Source organism: [Acidovorax] ebreus TPSY (genome assembly GCF_000022305.1).
GTDB classification, from domain to species: Bacteria; Pseudomonadota; Gammaproteobacteria; order Burkholderiales; family Burkholderiaceae_C; genus Diaphorobacter; species Diaphorobacter nitroreducens.
The window spans coordinates 3,036,570-3,056,032 of sequence record NC_011992.1 but is presented as its reverse complement, the minus strand read 5'-3'; the positions used below and the strand labels follow the sequence as shown (position 1 = coordinate 3,056,032).

At 67.4% G+C, this 19,463-nt stretch carries 23 protein-coding genes; 17 read left to right on the top strand and 6 right to left on the bottom strand.

The genetic code is table 11. The annotated features are described in order from the left end of the window. Positions 1 to 140 precede the first annotated feature (140 nt). Positions 141 to 1,043 carry a universal stress protein gene (locus DTPSY_RS14400; protein WP_015914179.1) on the top strand — a complete coding sequence of 301 codons (903 nt, stop codon included), beginning with the start codon at positions 141 to 143 and terminating at the stop codon, positions 1,041 to 1,043. On the opposite strand, the gene DTPSY_RS14395 is transcribed toward DTPSY_RS14400, so the two are convergent. After that, entirely contained in the window at positions 1,004 to 1,438 is a 435-nt protein-coding gene (locus DTPSY_RS14395) for a DUF1841 family protein (RefSeq protein ID WP_015914178.1), read from the bottom strand. The genes DTPSY_RS14400 and DTPSY_RS14395 overlap by 40 nt on opposite strands. Before the next feature lie 150 nt (positions 1,439 to 1,588). Here DTPSY_RS14395 and DTPSY_RS14390 point away from each other — a divergent pair, with 150 nt between their 5' ends. Then, entirely contained in the window at positions 1,589 to 1,810 is a 222-nt protein-coding gene (locus tag DTPSY_RS14390) for a hypothetical protein (protein ID WP_015914177.1), read from the top strand. A 66-nt stretch (positions 1,811 to 1,876) separates the two neighbouring features. Here DTPSY_RS14390 and DTPSY_RS14385 read toward each other — a convergent pair whose 3' ends face one another. After that, a complete protein-coding gene (locus tag DTPSY_RS14385; protein ID WP_015914176.1) occupies positions 1,877 to 2,680 on the bottom strand; it encodes an IclR family transcriptional regulator in 804 nt (267 codons plus the stop codon). Positions 2,681 to 2,795: 115 nt separating this feature from the next. Here DTPSY_RS14385 and DTPSY_RS14380 point away from each other — a divergent pair, with 115 nt between their 5' ends. The 5 genes from DTPSY_RS14380 (at position 2,796) to DTPSY_RS14360 (ending at position 7,368) form a co-directional block, all read left to right on the top strand. After that, positions 2,796 to 3,491 (top strand): 3-oxoacid CoA-transferase subunit A, encoded by a 696-nt coding sequence (locus DTPSY_RS14380; protein ID WP_015914175.1) that lies wholly within the window; start codon positions 2,796 to 2,798, stop codon positions 3,489 to 3,491. Positions 3,492 to 3,518: 27 nt separating this feature from the next. Further along, positions 3,519 to 4,172, top strand: a complete 654-nt coding sequence (locus DTPSY_RS14375) for a 3-oxoacid CoA-transferase subunit B (protein ID WP_015914174.1) — start codon at positions 3,519 to 3,521, stop codon at positions 4,170 to 4,172. 75 nt (positions 4,173 to 4,247) lie between these two features. After that, a complete protein-coding gene (gene pcaF, locus DTPSY_RS14370) occupies positions 4,248 to 5,459 on the top strand; it encodes a 3-oxoadipyl-CoA thiolase (RefSeq protein WP_015914173.1) in 1,212 nt (403 codons plus the stop codon). Positions 5,460 to 5,486: 27 nt separating this feature from the next. Next, a complete protein-coding gene (pcaD, locus tag DTPSY_RS14365; protein WP_015914172.1) occupies positions 5,487 to 6,287 on the top strand; it encodes a 3-oxoadipate enol-lactonase in 801 nt (266 codons plus the stop codon). An 88-nt stretch (positions 6,288 to 6,375) separates the two neighbouring features. Continuing rightward, entirely contained in the window at positions 6,376 to 7,368 is a 993-nt protein-coding gene (locus DTPSY_RS14360; RefSeq protein ID WP_015914171.1) for a Bug family tripartite tricarboxylate transporter substrate binding protein, read from the top strand. A 122-nt stretch (positions 7,369 to 7,490) separates the two neighbouring features. On the opposite strand, the gene kefC is transcribed toward DTPSY_RS14360, so the two are convergent. Then, positions 7,491 to 9,362, bottom strand: coding sequence for a glutathione-regulated potassium-efflux system protein KefC (gene kefC / locus DTPSY_RS14355; protein ID WP_015914170.1), 1,872 nt, complete (start codon positions 9,360 to 9,362; stop codon positions 7,491 to 7,493). 286 nt (positions 9,363 to 9,648) lie between these two features. Here kefC and DTPSY_RS14350 point away from each other — a divergent pair, with 286 nt between their 5' ends. The 3 genes from DTPSY_RS14350 (at position 9,649) to DTPSY_RS14340 (ending at position 11,602) form a co-directional block, all read left to right on the top strand. After that, entirely contained in the window at positions 9,649 to 10,287 is a 639-nt protein-coding gene (locus DTPSY_RS14350; protein WP_015914169.1) for a LysE family transporter, read from the top strand. A 147-nt stretch (positions 10,288 to 10,434) separates the two neighbouring features. Further along, positions 10,435 to 11,055, top strand: a complete 621-nt coding sequence (locus DTPSY_RS14345) for a ParA family protein (protein WP_011806641.1) — start codon at positions 10,435 to 10,437, stop codon at positions 11,053 to 11,055. Positions 11,056 to 11,137: 82 nt separating this feature from the next. Next, complete coding sequence (locus DTPSY_RS14340; RefSeq protein ID WP_011806640.1) at positions 11,138 to 11,602, top strand: MaoC family dehydratase; 465 nt, start codon at positions 11,138 to 11,140, stop codon at positions 11,600 to 11,602. Positions 11,603 to 11,633: 31 nt separating this feature from the next. Here DTPSY_RS14340 and DTPSY_RS14335 read toward each other — a convergent pair whose 3' ends face one another. Both DTPSY_RS14335 and DTPSY_RS14330 read right to left on the bottom strand, forming a co-directional pair. Continuing rightward, a complete protein-coding gene (locus DTPSY_RS14335; protein WP_015914168.1) occupies positions 11,634 to 12,122 on the bottom strand; it encodes a tRNA (cytidine(34)-2'-O)-methyltransferase in 489 nt (162 codons plus the stop codon). A gap of 90 nt (positions 12,123 to 12,212) precedes the next feature. Next, a complete protein-coding gene (locus DTPSY_RS14330) occupies positions 12,213 to 12,941 on the bottom strand; it encodes a ComF family protein (protein ID WP_015914167.1) in 729 nt (242 codons plus the stop codon). A gap of 35 nt (positions 12,942 to 12,976) precedes the next feature. On the opposite strand from DTPSY_RS14330, the gene DTPSY_RS14325 reads away from it, so the two are divergent. The 7 genes from DTPSY_RS14325 (at position 12,977) to DTPSY_RS14300 (ending at position 19,055) form a co-directional block, all read left to right on the top strand. Further along, entirely contained in the window at positions 12,977 to 13,885 is a 909-nt protein-coding gene (locus tag DTPSY_RS14325) for a class I SAM-dependent methyltransferase (RefSeq protein WP_015914166.1), read from the top strand. Positions 13,886 to 14,308: 423 nt separating this feature from the next. Then, the gene (coxB, locus tag DTPSY_RS14320; protein WP_015914165.1) at positions 14,309 to 15,478 is read left to right on the top strand and encodes a cytochrome c oxidase subunit II; all 1,170 of its coding nucleotides are present in this window, start codon (positions 14,309 to 14,311) and stop codon (positions 15,476 to 15,478) included. A gap of 32 nt (positions 15,479 to 15,510) precedes the next feature. Next, positions 15,511 to 17,145, top strand: a complete 1,635-nt coding sequence (gene ctaD, locus DTPSY_RS14315; RefSeq protein WP_015914164.1) for a cytochrome c oxidase subunit I — start codon at positions 15,511 to 15,513, stop codon at positions 17,143 to 17,145. A gap of 17 nt (positions 17,146 to 17,162) precedes the next feature. Beyond that, complete coding sequence (locus DTPSY_RS18690) at positions 17,163 to 17,273, top strand: cytochrome oxidase small assembly protein (RefSeq protein WP_015914163.1); 111 nt, start codon at positions 17,163 to 17,165, stop codon at positions 17,271 to 17,273. Positions 17,274 to 17,288: 15 nt separating this feature from the next. Next, positions 17,289 to 17,909: a cytochrome c oxidase assembly protein gene (locus DTPSY_RS14310; RefSeq protein WP_011806632.1), complete on the top strand. Its 621-nt coding sequence runs from the start codon at positions 17,289 to 17,291 to the stop codon at positions 17,907 to 17,909. After that, entirely contained in the window at positions 17,906 to 18,115 is a 210-nt protein-coding gene (locus tag DTPSY_RS14305) for a DUF2970 domain-containing protein (protein ID WP_011806631.1), read from the top strand. The genes DTPSY_RS14310 and DTPSY_RS14305 overlap by 4 nt, the downstream gene beginning before the upstream one ends. Positions 18,116 to 18,173: 58 nt before the next feature. Continuing rightward, on the top strand, positions 18,174 to 19,055 hold the full coding sequence (locus DTPSY_RS14300) for a cytochrome c oxidase subunit 3 (RefSeq protein WP_015914162.1): 882 nt from the start codon (positions 18,174 to 18,176) through the stop codon (positions 19,053 to 19,055). A gap of 177 nt (positions 19,056 to 19,232) precedes the next feature. Here the strand turns inward: DTPSY_RS14300 and DTPSY_RS14295 are convergent, their stop codons facing one another. Next, positions 19,233 to 19,457 (bottom strand): twin transmembrane helix small protein, encoded by a 225-nt coding sequence (locus DTPSY_RS14295; protein ID WP_015914161.1) that lies wholly within the window; start codon positions 19,455 to 19,457, stop codon positions 19,233 to 19,235. Positions 19,458 to 19,463 lie beyond the last annotated feature (6 nt).

Here is a 19,463-nt window from a genome sequence, read left to right as displayed (position 1 = left end):
AGCTCCGGTGCGCTGGGGCCTGCTTGCCGCGCGCCCCGCCGTGCGGCACCCCGGATGCGCACCTTCTTCCCGCCGATGACGCGCCGCTGACGGTCGCTTTGTGCGCCGTTGTTCCCGCTTGTTGACCAGGAGTTTTGACCATGCGCCTTCAGACCATTGTGGCCCTCACCGATTTCTCGACCGCGGCGGAGCATGCGCTTGACCGTGCCGCGCTGTTGGCTGCCGAGCACAAGGCGCGCCTGCATCTTCTGTTCGGTGCGGAGCAGCCGGACCCGAAGTTCGTCGACCCGCAGGCGCGGCTGGAGCAGCGCGCGCGCCAACTGGCGCGCCGCCACGACCTGCCGGTCAAGGCCCTGGCGTACCGCGGCGCCGGCGTGGTGGATGAGGTCTTGCGCGCGGCCGTGGGCGCGGACCTGCTGGTGCTGGACAAGCGCGCGCACCAGGGCGTGGAGCAGTTGTGGCGCGGTGGCACGTTGAGCCAGATCCTGCGGCGCAGTCCGTGCCCCGTGCTGGTGGTGCAGCGTGCGGCGCGCGAGGCTTATGCGCATGTGCTGCTGGCCGTGGATTTTTCGCCGGCGGCCGATGCCATGGTGCGCTACGCGAGCGGGCTGGATACTGCTGCTGCGGTGGAGCTGTTCCATGCCGTGGACCTGCGCGATGAGGCCAAGCTGCGCAGTGCCGAGGCATCGGCCCAGGCCGTGCGCGCGTGGCGCGCGCAAATGCAGCGGCATGCGCACGACCGGCTGGTGCGGCTGTCCGATGCCTTCGAGGCGCGGCGCAATCGTGTGGGAATGACCGTCGGCATGGGCGATGTGGCGCGGCAGGTGGCCGTGCAGCAGGAGCGCTCGCGTGCGGAGCTGGTGGCGCTGATGCACCGGCGCCGGGGATGGATGCTGGATCTGCTGCTGGGCAGCGTAGCCCAGCGGCTGCTGGGGGGCGTGGGCTGCGACGTGCTGGTGTACCCGCACGACTACGCGGGCGCCGCACCGCGCGGCACCACGGCTCAGCCCCGCGTGGCGCGCCGCTGGACGCAGGCGATATAGGCGTCGCCGTCGGGTGCCCGGCCCGCGCGCTGTGCCTCCCACAGCATGGTGCCCAGGCACTCCATGGCGGCGTGGTGCGCGTCGTGCAACGACCCCAGGCGCGCGGCCAGCAGCTCCACGGCCTGGCGGATGCCGCGCGGCTGGTCGATGCTGCACTGCTCGCTGATCGAGAGGTGCATCGACAGGTGCAGGAAGGGATTGGTGCGGTCCGGCGTCTCGTCGTAGTTGCGCGCCAGGGCGGTATCCACATCGGCCAGCTCGGGCTGGTACTCGGGGTGCTCCGTGATCCACAGGCCGGCCAGTGTCTCGATGGCCTCCATGGGCTGGCCGGCCTGCTGCTTGGCATGCGTGGCGCAGAAGAAGCGGCGTACGTCGGCTTGGGTGGGATTGAACATGGATTCCAGAGTAGCATGCAACGCAGCGGCTCTGCCGCGGGATGTCGCGGTGGCCTCCTACGCCGGCGGGGTTACGCCGGCTCTACAGTAGCGGCGGGCGCCGCTGGCGGTTGCCGACCCTACGACCAACATAAAAAAGAGGTGGACACCATGACGGGCATGCGCATTCTGGGCGTGATCTTGCTGATTCTGGGCCTGGCCGGGTTCTTCACCGGGGGCTTCAGCTTCACCAAGGAAACCACGCAGGCCCGCATCGGGCCGCTGGAGCTGTCAGTGAAGGAAAAGGAATCCGTCAATGTGCCGCAATGGCTCAGCATTGGCGCGATCGCCGTGGGCGCCCTGGTGCTGGTGCTCAGCATGCGCAAGCCCTGACGCAGGTTCCATGGCCGCGCACGGTTTGCGCCGTGCGCGCGGGTGTAGGCCCAGGTCCTACGTGCGTCAGGGCCTGCGCGTGCCCAGCATGCGCGAGATGGTCTGAGCCGTGGCCAGCAACTCGGGCAGCAACTGCTCGCGCAGCATTTCGGTGCTGGTGCGATTGGCCTGGCCGCTGATGTTCAGGGCCGCCACCACCTGGCCCGCCCGATTCTTGAGCGGCGCGGCCACCGAAATCAAACCCTCTTCCAGTTCCTGATCCACCAGGCACCAGCCTTGGGCGCGTGCCTGGGCGATGCGCGCGAGCAGCGTCGCATCGTCCAGCACCGTGTGGCGCGTGAACTGCTGGCGCGGCAGCGCGGCCAGTCGGGCGCGCAGTTCCTGCTCGGGCAGCTCGGCCAGCAGCACGCGGCCCAGCGACGTCCAGAATGCCGGCAGGCGTGAGCCCACGGCCAGGTTGGTGCTCATGATCTTGTGGGTGTGTACGCGCAGCACATAGACGATGTCCAGCCCGTCCAGCACGGCGGCGGAGCAGGACTCATGCACGCGGTCGGTGAGGGCCTCCATCAGCGGCTCGGCCAGGTCCCAGATGGGCATGGAACTGAGGTAGGCAAAGCCCAGGTCCAGGATGCGCGGCGTGAGGCGGAACAGCCGGCCATCGCTCTCCAGATACCCGAGCGTCTGCAGCGTCAGCAAGATGCGGCGCGCGCCTGCGCGCGTCAGGCCGGTGCGTGCCGCGACTTCGCTCAGGGTCTGCTGCGGCGCCGCCGCGCTGAAGGAGCGGATCACCTCCAGCCCGCGTGCAAACGACTGCACGTAGCTATCCCCCGGCTTGTGGGTATTACTTACGGAAAGGGGGGTGTCATCCATGGCAGTTCGTCCTAAAATTCATTATACGAACATTTGTTCTATATACGAACAAAGTGACACGATCACGACAGCCGGCCCGGGCCGGCTCCTTTTCCCCTCACTGGACCAGCAACACATGATCAACAAGATTGCGGATTCCGTTGCCGAGGCGCTCGCGGGCGTGCAGGACGGCGCCACCGTACTGATTGGCGGCTTTGGCACTTCGGGCAACCCCATTGAACTGATCAACGGCCTGATCGCCCAAGGCGCGCGCGACCTCACCGTGGTCAACAACAACGCCGGCAACGGCGATGCCGGCCTGGCCGCGCTGCTCAAGAGCGGGCAGGTGCGCAAGATCATCTGCAGCTTCCCGCGCCAGGTGGACAGCTATGTGTTCGACGAGCTGTACCGCAGCGGCAAGATCGAGCTGGAACTGGTGCCCCAGGGCAACCTGGCCGAGCGCATGCGCGCCGCGGGCGCTGGCATCGGCGCCTTCTTCTGCCCCACGGCCTATGGCACGCAGCTGGCCGAAGGTAAAGAAACCCGCGAGATCAACGGCAAGCACTACGTGCTGGAGTACCCCATCTACGGCGATGTGGCCTTGGTCAAGGCCGAGAAGGGCGACCGCTGGGGCAACCTGACCTACCGCATGTCGGCGCGCAACTTCGGCCCCGTGTGCGCCATGGCGGCCAAGTACACCGTGGCCACCGTGCACGAACTGGTGGAGCTGGGCGAGATGGACCCCGAGGCCGTGGTCACCCCTGGCATCTATGTGAGCAAGGTCGTCCAGGTGCCGCGCGTGGCCACCCAGGCCGGTGGATTCAAGAAGTAAAGCCCGTTCAGCCCAAGGAGATACAGCGTGAGCAGCTATCAAAAACGAACCAAGGACGAACTGGCCGCACGAGTGGCCCAGGACATCTTCGACGGTGCCTATGTGAATCTGGGCATCGGCCAGCCGACCCTGGTGGCCAACCACATCCCCGCAGGCCGCGAGGTGGTGCTGCATTCCGAGAACGGCATCCTGGGCATGGGCCCCGCGCCCGCCAAGGGCCAGGAGGACTATGACCTGACCAACGCCGGCAAGCAGCCCGTGACGCTGCTGCCCGGTGGCTGCTACTTCCACCATGCCGACAGCTTCGCCATGATGCGCGGCGGCCACCTGGACATCTGCGTGCTGGGCGCCTTCCAGGTGTCGGCCACGGGCGACCTGGCCAACTGGAGCACCGGCGAGCCCGGCGCCATTCCCGCCGTGGGCGGCGCCATGGACCTGGCCGTGGGCGCCAAGTCCACCTGGGTGATGATGGATCTGGTCAGCAAGACCGGCGAATGCAAGGTGGTCCAGGCCTGCAGCTACCCCCTGACGGGCCTGGCCTGCGTCAAGCGCATCTACACCGACCTGTGCACGCTGGAATGCACGCCCCAGGGCCTGCGCCTGATCGACACCGTGCCCGGCCTCTCGCACGAGGAACTGGAGCGCATCGTCGGCCTGCCGATCCAGCCCGCACAGAAATAAGTGCCAAAACGGCCTCCAGCGCTTGATGGACGAGCGCTGGCAGCTCACTTTTTTGATATTCCCCTCGGAGACACCATGAGCAACGCCCGCCAAGCCTTCATCTGCGACGCGATCCGCACCCCCTTCGGCCGCTACGGCGGCGCCCTCTCCAGCGTGCGCACCGACGACCTGGGCGCGTTGCCCATCAAGGCGCTGATGGAGCGCAACCCCGGCGTGGACTGGGCAGCGGTGGATGACGTGCTGTATGGCAACGCCAACCAGGCCGGCGAGGACAACCGCAACGTGGCGCGCATGTCCAGCCTGCTGGCCGGCCTGCCCATCGACGTGCCCGGCGCCACCATCAACCGCCTGTGCGGCTCGGGCCTGGACGCCGTGGGCTCCGCCGCGCGCGCCATCAAGTCGGGCGAGGCGCGCTTGATGATCGCCGGCGGCGTCGAGTCCATGAGCCGCGCGCCCTTCGTGATGCCCAAGGCGGAAAGCGCCTTCAGCCGCAGCAACGCGGTGTACGACACCACCATCGGCTGGCGCTTCATCAACAAGCTGATGAAGGCTCAGTACGGCGTGGACTCCATGCCCGAGACGGCCGAGAACGTGGCTGACGATTTCAAGATCGAGCGCGAGGCCCAGGACCGCATGGCCCTGGCCAGCCAGCAAAAGGCCGCCGCCGCGATGGCCGCCGGCTACCTGGCCAAGGAAATCGTCAACGTCGTCATTCCCCAGAAGAAGGGCGACGCCGTCGTGGTCAGCCAGGACGAGCATCCGCGCGCCACCACGCTGGAGGCGCTGGCCAAGCTCAAGGGCGTGGTGCGCGAGGGCGGCACCGTCACGGCCGGCAACGCCAGCGGCGTGAACGACGGCGCCTGCGCGCTGCTGCTGGCCGATGAGGCGGCAGCCCAGCAATACAACCTGGTGCCCCGCGCCCGTGTGGTGGGCATGGCCGTGGCCGGCGTGGCGCCGCGCATCATGGGCTTTGGCCCCGCGCCCGCCGTGCGCAAGGTGCTGGCCCAGACCGGCCTGACGCTGGATCAGATGGACGTGATCGAGCTGAACGAAGCCTTCGCCGCACAGGGCCTGGCCGTGCTGCGCGACCTGGGTGTTGCCGATGACGACAAGCGCGTCAACCAGTGGGGCGGCGCCATCGCCCTGGGCCACCCGCTGGGAGCCTCGGGCGCGCGCCTGGCCACCACCGCCGTGAACCAGCTGCACACGCTGGGCGGCCGCTACGCACTGTGCACCATGTGCATCGGCGTGGGCCAGGGCATCGCCGTAGTGCTGGAGCGCGTGTAAGCGCGCGGCGTGACCCGAGGAGCGAGCATGAACAAGCAAGAACGCTGGGTGGACGTGCAAGGCGGGCGCCTGCGCGTGTGCGTGCAAGGCCCCGAGGGCGCCCCGGCCCTGGTGTTTTCCAACTCCCTGGGCACCACGCTGGAGATGTGGGACGCGCAGGCCGCGCGCTTCGCCCAGGACTTCCGCGTGGTGCGCTACGACACGCGCGGCCACGGCGCGAGCGTGGTGACACCCGGCCCCTACACCTTCGAACTGCTGGGCGGCGACGTGGTCGCGCTGCTGGATGCGCTGCGGATCGAGCGTGCGCACTTCTGCGGCATCTCCATGGGCGGCTTCACGGGCCTGTGGCTGGGCGTGCACCAGCCCCAGCGCCTGCTGAGCCTGGCCGTGTGCAACAGCGCCGCCAAGATCGGCACGGCCGAAGGCTGGCAGGCCCGCGCCGCGCTGGTGCGCGAAAAGGGCCGTGACGCCATGGCGGAGCTGGCCGCATCGTCACCCGCGCGCTGGTTCACCCCAGCCTTCTGCGCGGCCGAGCCGGACGTGGTGCTGCGCGCGCAGAGCTGGATTGCCGGCATTTCCCCCGAGGGCTATGCCGCCTGCTGCGAAGCCCTGGCGCTGGCCGACCTGCGCTCGCAGATGGGTGGCATCGACGTGCCCACGCTGATCGTGGCCGGCAGCGCCGACCCCGTGACCACCGTGGCCGACGGCCGCTTCATGCAGGCGGCCATTGCCGGTGCGCGGCTGGCCGAAGTGCCGGCTTCGCACCTGTCCAACCTGGAAGCGCCGCAGGCCTTTGACGAGGCCCTGGCGCAGTTCCTGCGCGGCTGAGACCGCAGGTAGCGATGCAGTGCGGCTTGCTGCGCTGCCCACGCCGCTCCCTTCCATTCATCCAATCCTAGAGAAAGAGGAAACAAGCATGACCAACCTTCATCACACCACCCGCCGCACGCTGCTGGCCTCCCTGGCCGTGGCCGCCGCCGGCGCGCTGCCCCTGGGCGCCCTGGCGCAGAACTTCCCCACCAAGCCCATCACCATCATCGTGCCGTTCTCGGCCGGCGGCACCACCGACATCCTGGCGCGCATCGTGGGCCAGGGCCTCACCACCGAGCTGGGCCAGTCCGTCGTGGTGGACAACAAGCCCGGAGCGGGCGGCAACATTGGCGGATCGCTGGCCGCCAAGGCCGCAGCCGACGGCTACACCCTGTTCATGGGTACCGTGGGCACGCACGCCATCAACCAGTCGCTGTACAAGAAGATGCCCTTCGACCCGGTGAAGGACTTTGCGCCGCTGTCGCGCGTGGCCACGGTGCCCAATCTGCTGGTGGCACACCCCAGCCAGCCGTTCAAGACCGTGAAGGAAATGATCGCCTACGCCAAGGCCAACCCCGGCAAGATCACGTTTGGCTCGCCCGGCAGCGGCGCGTCGCCCCACGTGTCGGGCGAGCTCTTCAAGAGCATGACCGGCACCGACCTGCTGCACATCCCCTACAAGGGCAGCGCCCCCGCCATGACCGACCTGCTGGGCGGCCAGACCTCCGTCATGTTCGACAACATGCCCTCGGCCATCCAGCACGTGCGCTCGGGCAAGCTGCGCCCCATCGCCGTGACCACCGCCAAGCGCTCGCCCGAGCTGCCTGACGTGCCGACCATCGCCGAAGCCGGCGTGCCCGGCTACGAGGCAACCTCCTGGTTCGGCATGTTTGCGCCGGCCGGCACGCCCAAGCCGGTGCTGGACAAGCTGCACGCCGCGCTGATCAAGGTGCTGAACCAGGCCGACGTGAAGAAGAAGATCGCCGAGCAGGGCGGTGACGTGGTGGCCGAGACCCCCGCGCAGTTCGCCGCCTTCATCAAGGCCGAAAGCGTGAAGTGGGGCAAGGTGGTGAAGGAGTCCGGCGCGACGGCCGACTGACCCTTCGCTGAGCGGTTCAGCCGCTTACCCCTCCCTCACACGGCGGGTGGAGGGGTAGCGGTAATCTGCTATTGATACGAGAGCTTGTAGCGCTTGATAGGCGGGCGCTACAGGCTCTTTTGTTATGGAGCCTTGGGTGCCTGGGGCACCTCGGGCGGCAGGCCGGCGCCAGCCTCCGCCGCGGCCAGGCGTTCCTGGCGCTCCTTGGCCATCTGCTCCACCAGCTGGGCACGGCCCTGCTTGGCGACGGCGATCATGGCCTCGCGGTCGTTGTGGTGCTCGTACATGCGGTTGGACAGCGCCATGTTGTGCGCGCGGAAGCGCTCGGCCAAGGTGTCGGCCTCTTGCGGCGACAGGCCGTTGAGCTCCAGCACCGTGCGTGCGGTGCGCAGGCTGGACTCGAACACCTCGCGTTCCACATGCTCCACGCCCAGATCGCGCAGCGCGTGCCAGTGCGTCACGTCGCGCGCACGCGCCACGATCTGCAACTGGGGGAAGTGCTTCTTCGCCAGTTGCACGATCTTGAGCGACTGCTCCGGCGCGTCCACCGCCACCACCAGGATGCGCGCATGCTCGGCGCCGGCCATGCGCAGCAGGTTCACGCGCGTGGCGTCGCCATAGAACACGCGGTAGCCAAAGGTGTGGGCCACCTCCAGCATCTCCACGCTGTGGTCCAGCACCGTGGCGGGCACGCCCTGCGCCAGCATCATGCGCGCAACGATCTGCCCATAGCGCCCGAAGCCGGCAATGATCACCGGGGCCGACTGCGGCTCGGAGATCTCCTGCGCCTGCGGGGCGGTCTTCAGCGTGGCAAAGCGCTTGAGCAGCACCCGGTCCAGCAGCACCAGCAGCAGCGGGCTGATCAGCATGGACAAGGCCACCGCGCCGATCAGCAGCGACGCCATCTCGGCCGGAATCGCGCGAAAGCCCGCGCCGGCCTGGAACACCACGAAGGCGAACTCGCCGCCCTGCGCCAGCAGCAGCGTGAACACCGGCCGCTCCTGGTAGGGCATGGCGGTCACGCGCGCCAGCGTCCAGATCACCAGTGCCTTGATGCCCAGGAAGCCCAGCAGCAGCGCCAGCATGCCCCACGGCGTGCGCAGGATCACACCGAAGTCGATGCTCATGCCCACGGCGATGAAGAACAGGCCGAGCAGCAGGCCCTTGAAGGGCTCGATGTCGGTCTCCAGCTCGCGGCGGAACTCGCTGTCGGCCAGCAGCACGCCGGCAAGGAACGCGCCCAGCGCCATCGACAGGCCCACCGACAGCATCAGCATGGCGATGCCCACCACCAGGAACAGCGAGGTGGCGGTGAAGATCTCGGGCGTCTTGCTCTTGGCGATCCAGCGCAGCAGCGGGCGCAGCGCGAGGCGCCCGCCAAGCACGATGGCGCCCACCACGCCCAGGATCTTGGCCGCCTCCAGCAGCAGCTCCTGCACTTCGTGCGGATGGTCCAGCTCGGCCGCGCGCGCGGCCACGCCCAGCAGCGGCAGCAGCGCCAGGATGGGGATCGCCGCCACGTCCTGGAACAGCAGGATCGAGAAGGCCTTCTGCCCGCTGTCCGTGCGCATCAGGTTGCGCTCGTGGATCACCTGCAGCGCGATGGCGGTGGACGACAGCGCCAGCCCCAGCGCGCCCACCAGCCCCACGCGCCATGGCAGCCCGAACGCCCAGGCCGCGGCCCACAGCAGTGCGGCGCAGCCCACCATCTGCGCCGTACCCAGGCCGAAGATGGGGCGGCGCAGGCTCCACAGGCGGCTGGGTTGCAGCTCCAGCCCCACCAGAAACAGCATCAGCACCACGCCGAACTCCGCGAAATGCAGGATGTCCTGCACATTGCTCACCAGCGCCAGGCCCCAGGGGCCGATGGCGATGCCCGCGGCCAGGTAGCCGATGATGGCGCCCAGCCCCAGCGCGCGGGCGATGGGGACGGCGATCACAGCCGCGGCGAGATAGGTGAATCCGTAGGTGAGCCAGACGGGGGCTTGGGCCATGGTGTGCAGGAAGAGGGCGCGAAAAGTGATGCGGGGAAGTGCGTGCGCCGCACTTGGGCGCGGGCAGAAATTGTGCACCCGGCCCGCGGGCGGCGCAGGCGCGGGGGCCCGCCGGGCGGGCAGGGTGCCGTGGATGCTCTGTTTTTGATAGCTGTTAGCGCTGAATGGAGAAGCGTTAGGCCGCGTTTTCATGCCAGACGCCAGGGGGCCGCCGCGCAGCGTGCCGGCGGCGTCGGCCGATAGAATCGACGCTTCCCTTCCCCCTCATTTCCCAACGGACCACGACATGGACTGGCATACCTGGATGGCTTTTTTTGCGGCGTCGTGGGTGATCGCCATCTCGCCGGGCTCGGGCGCCGTGCTGTCCATGAGCCACGGGCTGTCCTACGGCGTGCGCCAGGCGGGCGCCACGATCCTGGGGCTGGAACTGGGCCTGCTGCTGATCCTGGTGGTGGCCGGCGCGGGCGTGGGGTCGCTGCTGGTGGCGTCGGAACTGGCCTTCAGCATCGTCAAGGTGCTGGGTGCGTGCTACCTGATCTACCTGGGCTTCATGCAGTGGCGCGCGGGCGCCGCCGGCACGCTGCAGGGCGACCTGCAGGCGCAGCCCGCGAGCTGGCGCCGCCGCGTGCTCACCGGCCTGCTGACCAATGCCACCAACCCCAAGGGCATCATCTTCATGGTGGCCGTGTTGCCGCAGTTCATGACCGACACGCGCCCGCTGTGGAGCCAGCTGCTGGTGATGGCCGTCACCATGCTCTCGGTGGACCTGATCGTGATGAACGGCTACGCCGCCAGCGCCAGCGCGCTGCGCACGCTGATGCGCAGCGGCCGCGCCATGCGCACGCAGAACCGCGTGTTTGGCGGCCTGCTGATGCTGGTGGGCGCAGGGCTGTTTTTCGTCAAGCGCGGCACACAGCACGGATAGCCGGTGGTTAGCTACTTTTATGATAGCTATTAGCGCTTGATGGACGGGTGCTAAGGCCTGTTTTTGCTTATGTCGAGCCAGCGGCCGTGACCGCCGGCACTACGATGCGGGCTGGCCCCGCGCGGGTACGGAACACAGGAGGCAGGCATGACCGTGGTCGCAGTTGCAAATCCCAAGGGCGGCGTGGGCAAGTCCACGCTGGCCACCAACATCGCCGGCTACTACGCCAGCCGCGGGCATGCGGTGGTACTGGGCGATGTGGACCGCCAGCAGTCCGCGCGGCTGTGGCTGCAGCAACGCCCGGCCGCGGCGCGCCCCATCGGCGCGTGGGACGTGGAGCCCGATCGCTTTGACAAGCCGCCCAAGCACGCCACCCACGCCGTGCTCGACACGCCCGCGGGCCTGCACGGCTGGCGGTTGAAGGACATGCTCAAGCTGGCCGACCGCATCATCGTGCCGCTGCAGCCCAGCGTGTTCGACATCTTCGCCACGCGCCAGTTTCTGGACGAGCTGGCCACGCACCGTCGCAGCGCGGGCGTGCCGATCGGCATCGTGGGCATGCGCGTGGACGCGCGCACCATCGCGGCGGACAAGCTGCATGCCTTCGTGGACAGCCTGGGCCTGCCCGTGCTGGGCTACCTGCGCGACACGCAGAACTACATCCACCTGGCGGCGCACGGCCTGTCGCTGTTCGATCTGTCGCCTGGCCGCGTGGCGCGCGACCTGGAGCAGTGGCAGGGCATCTGCGCCTGGCTGGACGGCGCCTGACGCGCGCGCTGGCCGAGTTCCAGCGCCAGGGCTGTCGCGGTGCCGACAGGCGCCGGCGCGCGCAGGCCGCTACAGTGGCCGCATGAAAACCTTCCGCAGCTATTCCGAAGTGGCCTCCTGCGTCGGGCAGGAAGTGGCCGTCACCGACTGGGTGGAAGTCACCCAGGCGCAGATCGACCGGTTTGCCGACGCCACGGGCGACCACCAGTGGATCCATGTGGACCCGCAGCGCGCAGCGCAGGGGCCGTTCGGCACCACCATCGCGCACGGCTTTCTGACACTGTCGCTGCTGCCGCGCTTCATGGAGGCATCGTTTGCCATCACCGGCGCGCGCATGGGCGTGAACTACGGGCTCAACCGGGTGCGCTTCCCCGCTCCCGTGCCCGTGGGAAGCCGGCTGCGCGCGCACATGGTGCTGGCAGCGGCCGAGCCCGTCGCGCCCGACGGCATGCAGATGACCTGGGAGGTGACCCTGGAGCGCGAGGGCGGCGACAAGCCCGTGTGCGTGGCCGAGGCGCTGGTGCGCAGCTACGGCGCACCCGCCTGACGGGGCTGCGCCGGGGGCCTGCCGGTCCGGTTCAGGCAGGCTGGGTCTGCGTGGACGGAGTGAGAAAGCTGTTTTGCCGCCACGCCTCGTAGACCGTCACGGCCACGGCGTTGGACAGATTCAGGCTGCGCTGGTTGGGCAGCATCGGCAGGCGCAGGCGCTGCGCGGGGGGGAACGTCTCGCGCAGTTCCGGCGGCAGGCCGCGCGATTCGGCGCCGAACACGAACCAGTCGCCCGGCAGGAAGCCCGTGTCATACACCGACTGCGTGCCATGGGTGGTCAGCGCGAACATGCGCGACAGGTCGGGCTGCATGTCGCGCAGCAGGGCCGTCCAGCCCGGGTGGCGGCGCACCTCGGCGTACTCGTGGTAGTCCAGCCCCGCGCGGCGCATGAGAGGGTCTTCCATGGAGAAGCCCAGCGGTTCCACCAGATGCAGCATGCAGCCGGTATTGGCGGCCAGGCGGATCACGTTGCCGGTGTTGGGCGGAATCTCAGGCTCGACGAGGACGATGTGAAACATGGTGGCTATTGTCGGCGGCCCGCACGCTGCGGGCTGACGGATGAGGCGGCAGATGGTAATGAATCGTATACCGGCGGCCATGCCCGCGCGTCACGGCGTGCGGGCCAGCACCAGCGCGCAGACCTGCAGCGCACCCGCATCGCGCAGGGGCGCTGCGGCCGCATGCAGCGTGGCGCCGGTGGTCATCACGTCGTCCACCAGCAGCACCCGCTTGCCGGCCAGTTGCGCGGCCCGCAGCGGGTCGGGCACGAAGGCGCCGCGCAGGTTGCGCAGCCGTTCGGCACGTGCCAGGTGGCTCTGCGCCTCGGTATCGCGCATGCGCAGCAGCATCCGCGCGTGCACCTGTGGGTGGCCCAGCGCGCGCGCCAGCAGCAGGGCCTGGTTGTAGCCGCGCTGGCGCAATCGCTCGGGTGACAGCGGCACGGGCAACACCAGGTCGGCCTGGGCCAGGGCTGCCTGCGCGCCTGGGGCACGCGCCATCAGTTGCGCCAGGGCGCCGGCCCAGCCGGGCTCCGCATGGAACTTGAACTGGGCCAGCAGGTCGGCCCATGGAAAGGCGTAGTTCACCGCGGCCACGCAGGCATCCAGCGGCGTTGGGTGGCGCAGGCAGTCGCCGCACTGCGCGACGCCGTGGGGCAGCAACCGCGCGCAGGTGGCGCAGCGCGGGAGCGGCGGAGCAAACTGCATGCGGCAGGCGTCGCACACGGGGCGCGCGGGCCAGGCATGGCAGACCGCGCAGCGGCTGGGCACTGCCGCGCCCATGCGGGCCAGGCCGCGCGATATCCCTGCCAGGTGCGTGGCCAGATGCGTGAACAGCATGGGCTCAATATACTCGCGGCCATTTGCGGCCCGCCATGTCCGAACACCTTCCGCCCACCATCGACCCGGTTGCCGCTGCACGCTGGCATGCCATGGTGCCCGAGGTCTCGCCCTGGTTGCACGAAGAGGTGGCGCAGCGCATGCAGGAGCGGCTGCAGTGGATCGTGCAGGCGCCGCAGGCCTGGTGCGACTGGGATCCGCTGCGCGGCGGCGTGCAGGGCCATGGCCTGGTGGGCCAGCATTTCGAACAAGCCGCCAGCCATATCACCGAGACTTCATCACCCGCGGGGGAGGCGCTGGCGCGCGTGCGCTTCGCAAAGCCCTGGTGGAGCCCCGCGCGCTGGTCCGCGGCGGCGCCGCGCTTCGGGGTGCCGCCCGAGGGCAGCGTCCAGATGCTGTGGTCCAACATGGCCCTGCACATGGCGGCGGACCCGCAGGCGCTGATCACCCAGTGGCATCGGGCACTGGCGGTGGACGGTTATCTGATGTTCTCGTGCCTGGGCCCTGACACGCTGCGCGAGCTGCACGCGCTGTATGCCGAGCTGGGCTGGCCCGCCGCCGGTCACGCCATGACCGACATGCACGACTGGGGCGACATGCTGGTGCATGCGGGGTTTGCCGAGCCTGTCATGGACATGGAACGCATCACGCTCACCTTTGCCACGCCCGAGCGGCTGCTGCAGGAGCTGCGCGGCCTGGGGCGCAACCTGCATCCGCAGCGCTTTCCCGCGTTGCGCGGGCGCCACTGGCGCCAGCGACTGGAAGAGGCGCTGGCCCAGCGGCTGGCCGATCCTCGCCATGAGGGGCAGCTTGCATTGACCTTCGAGGTCGTCTACGGCCATGCCTTCAAGCCCGCGCCCCGCGTGCGCGTGGAGGGTAGCAGCGCGGTGTCGCTGCAGGACATGCGCGCCATGCTCCACGCAGGACGCACGCTGCCGCGCTGAGGGGGCTGCAGCGCAATTTGCGCTGTCAATGACCTCAATCAATGCAGGCTACAATTCTTTAAGATTGCAGATTCGGAACTCTCTTGGCGCGCCTGCATCGGGTGGTCGCCCGCGGCCGGCGTCGCGTCTTCTGGAGTTCTGATGGCGCCGCGCGGCGCCCTCAGGCCTCCTTTCTGCGTCACTTCTTGGCAGTGTTCTCTCGGGACTAACGTGTATTGCAGCCATGTCCCGTGCTGGGCATGCTGAATGCGATCAAGAGAGTCCGTGTTGGATTGCGGAGACAACAGGCTGCCAGGAAAGCGGTCTGGACTGATTGGTGAAAGCGGGTGCACGGCATGCCCGCATGGCTTTGTGCGCCGCCTGACCCCACGCAGGCGCGCACCGAGAGATTGGTCAATTGGAGCTTAGAAGTAAGTGAGAACTATGAAGAGCATTTCCAACAAGCTGGCTTCTGGGCTGCTGATGGCCGGAGCATGGGTGGGCACGGCGGCCCATGCGGTTCAGAGCCTGCCCGGCGGCCCGGCGGTGAACCAGCTGAACTTGCACCCCCCCGTGACCAAGATCGCCGAGGAGCAGCACTTCCTGCATTGGATGATGCTCATCATCTGCACGGTGATCTTCGTCGGCGTGTTCTCGGTGATGTTCTATTCGATCTGGAAGCACCGCAAGTCGCGCGGCGCCCAGGCCGCCAATTTCCACGAGTCCGTCACCGTCGAGGTGGTCTGGACGGTGATCCCCTTCATCATCGTGGTTCTCATGGCCCTGCCGGCCACCAAGGTGCTGGTGGCGCAAAAGGACACGACCAATGCCGACCTCACGGTGAAGGTGACCGGCTACCAGTGGAAGTGGGGCTACGACTATCTGTCGGGCGAGGGCGAGGGCCTGTCTTTCATCTCCACGCTGGACAGCAGCCATCGCCGGATGTCCGACAGCGGCAACGTGGCCAACGCGCCAGCCGACTACCTGCTGAAGGTGGACGCACCCCTGGTGGTGCCGGTGGGCAAGAAGGTGCGCGTGATCACCACGGCCAACGACGTGATCCACGCCTTCATGGTGCCGGCGTTCGGCATCAAGCAGGACGCGATCCCCGGCTTCGTGCGCGACACCTGGTTCCGCGCGGAAAAGGTGGGTGACTACTACGGCCAGTGCGCAGAGCTGTGCGGCAAGGAGCACGCCTACATGCCGATCCACGTCAAGGTAGTGTCCGCACAGGAATACACGCAGTGGGTGGATGGCGAGAAAAAGAAGGCCGCCGCCAAGCTGGACGACCCCAGCAAGGTCTGGACGCTGGACGCGCTGCTGCCGCGCGGCGAGAAGGTTTACGCCGCCAACTGTGCCGCCTGTCACCAGGCCAACGGCAAGGGGGCCGGCCCCATCAAGCCGCTGGACGGTTCGGCCATCGTCACAGACGCCGACCACGCCAAGCAGATCCAGGTGGTGCTCAAGGGCGCTGCCAACGGCGCCATGCCCGCCTGGGCGCAGCTCAGCGACACCGATCTGGCCGCCGTGGTGACCTACACCAAGAACGCCTGGTCCAACAAGACGGGTCAGCTGGTGCAGCCGTCTGAAATTGTGGCCCAGCGCGGCAAGTGAACCGCAACGCCCAACGCATTGAGGAATCGAACATGAGCGCAGTTCTGGACAATCACGGGCACGCCGGCGGCCACGCACACGACCACGGTGACCACCACCACGGCCCCACCGGCTGGCGCCGTTGGGTGTTTGCCACCAACCACAAGGACATCGGCACGCTGTACCTGCTGTTCTCATTCACCATGCTGATGATCGGCGGCGTGCTCGCGCTGCTGATCCGTGCCGAGCTGTTCCAGCCCGGGCTGCAGGTGGTGAACCCCGAGCTGTTCAACCAACTCACCACCATGCACGGGCTGATCATGGTGTTCGGCGCCATCATGCCGGCCTTCGTGGGTTTCGCGAACTGGATGATCCCGTTGCAGATCGGCGCGTCCGACATGGCGTTCGCGCGCATGAACAACTTCAGCTTCTGGCTGATGATCCCCGCGGCCATCATGCTGGTGTCGTCGTTCTTCATGCCCGGTGGCGCGCCTGCCGCGGGTTGGACGCTGTATGCGCCGCTGACGCTGCAGATGGGGCCGTCCATGGACGTGGGTATCTTCGCCATGCACATCCTGGGCGCCAGTTCCATCATGGGCTCGATCAACATCATCGTGACAATCCTGAACATGCGCGCGCCGGGCATGACGCTCATGAAGATGCCCATGTTCGCCTGGACCTGGCTGATCACGGCCTACCTGCTGATCGCCGTGATGCCCGTGCTCGCCGGCGCGATCACCATGACGCTGACCGACCGCCACTTCGGCACCAGCTTCTTCAACCCGGCTGGCGGCGGCGACCCGGTGATGTACCAGCACATCTTCTGGTTCTTCGGCCACCCCGAGGTGTACATCATGATCCTGCCGGCCTTCGGCATCATCAGCCAGGTCGTGCCCGCCTTCAGCCGCAAGAAGCTGTTCGGCTACGCCTCCATGGTGTACGCCACCTCGTCCATCGCGATCCTGTCGTTCATCGTGTGGGCGCACCACATGTTCACCACGGGCATGCCAGTCACGGGCCAGCTGTTCTTCATGTACGCCACGATGCTGATCTCCGTGCCCACCGCCGTGAAGATCTTCAACTGGACGGCGACCATGTGGCGCGGCTCCATGACCTTCGAAACGCCCATGCTCTGGGCCGTGGGCTTCATCTTCGTGTTCACCATCGGCGGCTTCACGGGCCTGATCCTGGCCATGGCGCCGATCGATATCCAGCTGCAGGATACCTACTACGTGGTGGCCCACTTCCACTACGTGCTGGTGGCCGGTTCGTTGTTCGCCATGTTCTCGGCCTACTACTACTGGAGCCCCAAGTGGACGGGCATCATGTACTCGGAGACGCGCGGCAAGATCCACTTCTGGGGCTCGCTGATCACCTTCAACATCACCTTCTTCCCCATGCACTTTCTGGGGTTGGCGGGCATGCCGCGCCGCTATGCCGACTACCCCATGCAGTTTGCCGACTTCAACGCGCTGGCGTCCGTCGGGGCGCTGGGCTTTGGACTGATGCAGGTGTACTTTTTCCTGTTCGTCGTGCTGCCGGCCATGCGCGGGCGGGGCGTGAAGGCGCCGCAAAAGCCCTGGGAAGCCGCTGAAGGCCTCGAATGGGAAGTGCCGTCGCCCGCGCCGTTCCACACCTTTGAAGTGCCGCCCAAGCTGGACGCTACGGCCACGCGGGTGATCGGCTGACATTGCGGGAGATCGCCATGACCACGCCGGAGCAAAGAAAGTCCAACCTGCGCATGGCGCTGATCCTGGCGTCGGTGGCGGCGGTGTTCTTCATCGGATTCATGGTGAAGATCGCCTGGCTGCATTGACGAAAGGGCGGGACCATGGGTGCGCGTAGCGAGAACCTAAAGATGGTGGGCAAGCTGGCCGTGGTGACGATCGGCATGTTCGCCTTCGGCTACGTGTTGATCCCGATCTACAAGCACATTTGCGAGATGACGGGCATCAACATCTTGTCGCTGTCGGAGCGGCAGGTGCCCGGCAATGGCACGGCCGGCCGCAACGCCCAGGTGCCCGCCAACAGCCAGGTGGACAAGACCCGCCTCATCACTGTGGAGTTCGATGCGAACGCGCGTGGTCCGTGGCAGTTCCGGCCCGCGCAGCGCTCCGTGCAGGTGCACCCGGGCGAGCTGGCCACGGTGATGTATGAGTTCCAGAACGTGCAGGACCGCCGCATGGCCGCGCAGGCCATCCCCAGCTATGCGCCGCGCCAGGCGGCCGCCCACTTCACCAAGCTGGAGTGCTTCTGCTTCAACCAATACACCCTGGAGCCCGGCGAGAAGAAGGAATGGCCCGTGGCCTTCGTGATCGACCCGCGCCTGTCGAAGGACGTCACCACGATCACGCTGTCCTACACCTTCTTCGAAGTCGGCGGCAAGACGCCGGCCGCGCCCCAGTCCACGGCCGCCGCACTGCCGGCGACTTCCGCGGAGGCCGGTTCATGAGCCCCACGCCCCCGCGTCCGCCACGCAAGGGATCGCTGTTGCGCACCCTGCGTGCCGTGGCATGGTCGCTGATCGGGTTGCGCAAGGGGGAGCAATACCAGCGCGACCAGGAGACGCTGCAGCCGCTGCACATCGTGTTCGTGGGATTGGTCGCTCTGTTTGTGCTGGTGCTGCTGCTGATCGGACTGGTGAACTGGATTGCTTGAGGCCTGCCGCCGCTGATAACAACGAGACAACCGAGAACTTTGAGAACGAGGAGCTGAAATGAGTGCATCTACCCACGGCACGACGCCTTACTACTACGTCCCCGCGGAGTCTCGCCACCCCGTGCTGGCGGCGGCGGGGTTGTTCTTTGTCCTCCTCGGCGCGAGCCAGTGGATCAACGGCCATGACTGGGGCAAGTATTCGCTGGCCTTCGGCCTGGCGTGGTGGCTGTTCGTGCTGTACCAGTGGTTCCGCGATGCCGCGCGCGAGAGCGAGGGCGGGCTGTATGGCCGCAAGATCGACATCTCGTACCGCTGGAGCATGAGCTGGTTCATCTTCTCGGAGGTGATGTTCTTCGGCGCTTTCTTCACCGCGCTGTGGTGGGCGCGTGCGCACTCCGTGCCGGCCCTGGGCAGCCTGGACAACGCGCTGCTGTGGCCCGACTTCAAGGCGGTCTGGCCCAGCCTGGCGGCCGGGGCGACCGCCTCGCCGGCCAACACCGTGGAGCCGTTCCAGACCGTGGGGCCATTCTGGCTGCCCACCATCAACACCGCGCTGCTGCTGACGTCGGGCGTTACGCTCACCATCGCCCACCACGCGCTGCGCGAAGGCCAGCGCGCCAAGACGATCGGCTTCATGTGGGTCACGGTGCTGCTGGGCTTCGTGTTCCTGTGCGTGCAAGGCTACGAGTACTTCCACCTCTACACCGACCTGAACCTCAAGCTCACCTCGGGCGTGTTCGGCTCCACCTTCTTCATGCTCACAGGCTTCCACGGTTTCCACGTGTTCGTGGGCATGCTGATGCTGCTGTTCATCACGCTGCGCCTGCACAGCGGCCACTTCACGGCCGAGCGCCACTTCGGCTTCGAGGGCGCGGCCTGGTACTGGCACTTCGTGGACGTGGTCTGGCTGGGCCTGTACATCCTGGTGTATTGGATGTAATCCCGTCTCCGGATCGGGAAAAAGCGCCGCAAGGCGCTTTTTTTACGCGGAGGTGGTTGCTTCAAAAACAGGAGCTGCCTGCGCTTGATAGATAAGCTCTTTGGATATAAATACTATTGAAAGCCCTGTGCACCAAGCGCAAGGCGCTCACTTTTTTGATAGCCATCGGCGTGCGCCTCAGCGCACTGCGGCGGGCAGCCCGGTTGGCTGGATGTACCCCAGCTTCCAGGCCAGCAGCAGGCACAGGAACAGCACGATGGACAGCCCCACGCGCAGCCCCAGCGCGCGGGCCATGCGCTTGCCCTGCTGCCGGTCGTCGCCCTTGCCGCGCATCATGAAAAACAGCGCCGAGCCCAGGCTTGCGATGATGGCGAGAAACGCCAATGCCACCAGAATCTTCATGAGGCC